This window comes from uncultured Photobacterium sp., assembly GCF_947502415.1.
Classification (GTDB): Bacteria; Pseudomonadota; Gammaproteobacteria; order Enterobacterales; family Vibrionaceae; genus Photobacterium.
In genome coordinates, this window is the sequence record NZ_CANMZV010000058.1 from 1 (window position 1) to 3,399 (window position 3,399).

The 3,399-nt window shown below is 36.1% G+C and carries 2 protein-coding genes and 1 pseudogene; all 3 read left to right on the forward strand.

Going from position 1 to position 3,399, the window contains the following annotated elements; translation table 11 throughout:
• Positions 1 to 1,048 (forward strand): annotated as a pseudogene (locus tag Q0852_RS23310) (hypothetical protein); the annotation flags it as partial.
• A gap of 124 nt (positions 1,049 to 1,172) precedes the next feature.
• Entirely contained in the window at positions 1,173 to 1,586 is a 414-nt protein-coding gene (locus Q0852_RS23315) for a hypothetical protein (RefSeq protein ID WP_299022755.1), read from the forward strand.
• Between the two features lie 611 nt (positions 1,587 to 2,197).
• Entirely contained in the window at positions 2,198 to 3,049 is an 852-nt protein-coding gene (locus Q0852_RS23320) for a hypothetical protein (RefSeq protein WP_299022758.1), read from the forward strand.
• The last annotated feature ends 350 nt before the right edge of the window (positions 3,050 to 3,399 follow it).

The window sequence follows — 3,399 nt, forward strand, 5'->3', positions numbered from 1 at the left end:
CGTTACACTCGGCGGTTTTGGTAGGGAGTTTGGTGTGCTTTGCTGGTTCCGTGGGGCACACCTTATTGCAGGCGTTAGCTGTTTCAACATAAAAGGTAGAAAAATGGACGAAAGAATTGAAAATATTATGAGGTTTATTTCAGATTTTAAACCTAGATTTGAAGATAAAATTAATTGTGAAATTAAGGATTGGAATCAAATAAAGGAATTGATTTCATTTTATATAGATAATGATGAAGGTAGTCCCATTGTCGATTTTATAGATCTTTCTAATTGGGATTCAGTTGAAAGCTATACGTTTGATGATGAGTCTAGAACTCTAGAATTAGTATGGCATGACTTTCAAACAAATGATCCTGATGGTATGAGGGATTACTTTGGTGTTGATTTGATAAAATGTGATATAAAAATTGAATCAGTAGTCATCACAATAAATAAATCAATGCCAGTGCTTTTATTAAAAGGTTTTTATCAAGCAGCAAGAGATATAAATCTTACTTATAATAATAAGTGCTCAGATATAAATATCTCATCGAACCATCCGTTCTCAACTGAAATAAACCGAACAGTAAAGAGAAAGCATCAATCAATAGTTGTTCCTAATATTAATTGTTTCACAATGTCAATAATACCTAATTGTGCAAGGTATATATCAGCAGATGAATCAAAAACACTGTTGTATAAATTTAATATAGATATTGTACAAAAAAGGCTGTTGGCTTTAATTACTGAGTTAAACTCAGTAAATGATGCTGATCAAGAGACTTTACAGGTCAAAGGCAATATTGCTAGAAAATGTTTCGAAAACGCTCTAAAAGTACTAAACCTCAAATCTCGAGTGGAATTTGATAAGGATTATCAGAGGCTTATGTTGGGTGATTTGACAGGCATTCTGAAAAATTTGGAGTTTTCTGATGCTGTTGACTTCAAGCTACCGAATGTTTTAGATACATTGAATACATGTAGTCACGATTCAGGAGTATTTATCAATAAAGAACATGTATTTAAATCAATATTGTTTATTGTCGCAGCTATCAATTTAAACTAAACACAGCTAACAAGGCAATCAAGGTGATGCTTTACACTCGGCGGTTTTGGTAGGGAGTTCGGTGTGCTTTGTTGGTTCAGTGGGGCACACCTTATTGCAGGCGTTATGTTTTTTGGAAGAAATAATGAAATATAAAACAATATTTACAGTTGGTTTGGTTTTAGTACTTGCAGGATGTGCTAGTAATAAAACAGTTGGTTATAAAAAAGAGAGCGCCTCATCGGTTAATACTAGCCTGTATATGCTTAGTCCTCCTAAAAATCAAGAGGTTGAAGCTCATACTATCTCTCAATATGTTTATAGAGCAGCTCAAGCTACGGCCAAAAAGGGGTTTAAGAAATTTGCTTTAATCAATGATCCCAGCGATAAAGAGTCGGAAAATATTGGTGTGTTTATGTTCAATTCCGATAATGAGTTACAACACCTTAAAAAATTAAGTAAAAGAAGAAGGAATTTAATACTCTTGGGGGTATTTGAAACGGAAGAGTATAAAGACAGAAGATTCATCGCAATAGGTTCTGTACCCGGCGCAGCATAAACATAACAAGGCAATCAAGGTGATGCGTTACACTCGGCAGTTTTGGTACGGAGTTCGGTGCGCTTTGCTGGTTCAGTGGGGCACACCTTATCGCAGGCGTTATGCCTCTAAAAGCGAGGTGTTTTTTATACAAAAGCTACAGCACGAATGAACACCATCTCTCAGGCAATTTCGTTCATCAACCGGCTGCTCCTTGAATTCGTCGAAGCGTCGGTTGTTAATGTATTTGCTGCCATCCGTATCGAGCTGTTTGGCTCATGCTTAACTCGATGCGTCCTTTGCTTGAAACGGTGTTTCCCTTGGCTATTAGTTTGGTGTTTGCAGCCTGTGTGACTCCGCATTTGTTCTCATGCAAATTTGGTGTGCTCAAAGTCGCTGAAAGTCTGCGGGAATACTTGAGTTGGTGAACGCTGTAAGTTTTGTCGCAAGGCATCACGCGTGGCTTGTTTTGCTGCCAAGATAGGGAAGTATTTTTGGTGAGTCATAACAATGCAATCAAGGTGATGCGTAACACTCGGTGGTTTTGGTATGGAGTTCGGTGCGCTTTGTTGGTTCAGTGTGGCACACCTTATTGCAGGCGTTATGTACTCTAATTAATAATAGGAAATATCATGAATAAAGTTGAGGCTATAAAAGCAGCTAAAAATGGCTCAGTAGCAGCCTGTATATCTGCAATTATGACAATAATTGTTGTTATGGCTGCAATTAACTCTGACTCGAATGGAAAATTAGCGCTTTGGAATGACCCAGCAAATTTTATAGATGTTGTTTTGATTTTGGTTTGTGCTTTAGGTATGTATAAAAAATCTAGAGTTGCAGCAATAGTGATATTTGTCTATTTCATTTCTGCGAAAATTATAATTGCAATAGAGTTACAGAAAATAACAGGCCTTATTATGGGCTTAGTGTTTTTATATTTTTATGGGAAAGCAATTCAAGGAACATTTGTATATCACAAGCTAGAGAAAAAAGAAAATCCAAATTATAAAGCAACGAATAAATGGATGTATATTTTTGGTGTCCCATCAGTAATTATTGTTGTTGCTTTAATTGGTTTTTCACTCATGTCTACTACAGGTGTAGTACCATCAACTAGAGTTCAGTTTAATAAAGAAGTATCAACAAGTGATATTGCAATTCTTGTTAGTAATGGTGTTATTAGTGAGGGAGAGAGCGTTGAAGCATTTTATTCTCAAGGATTGTCATCAATATTAGAAAGCGGTAATGTTTTAACGTCAAAAAGAGTGGTTTTATACTGGACTGATGAGAACCAAAAGTTACAAGTATATTCAATTCTACGAGCAGATGTTGCTGATATTATTCTGGAAAGTAAAGGGAGCTTGTTCGAAGATAGTGTATATAAAGTTAGTACTGAAAATCCAGATGAATGGTTAAAATTATTCTTATCGACAGAGCAAAAAGGTGATGAAAAATTTATCCATTTATTAGAAATCCGTACATAACAAAGCAATCAAGGTGATGCGTTACACTCGGCATTTTTGGTATGGAGTCCGGTGCGCTTGGTTGGTTCAACGTGGCACACCTTATTGCGGGCGTTATATTTACATTAATTAGAGAGGTGATCGTTTTGTGAATCAGTTGATGCCTATTTGGGCGCAAAATTTATCTGTGCTTAGTTCAATAATTGGACTAGTTGTGACATTCTTTTTGTTATATGAAGCAAGGGAAATTAGGAAGTCGTTTAAGAGAAAAGCAAAGTTACCAGATTTAAATGAAGGGTCGTGATGCCAACTTGGTGATTTGAACTATAGTTTAGTTATTTGTCGAGTTATCGGGTGATCTTATGGCGACA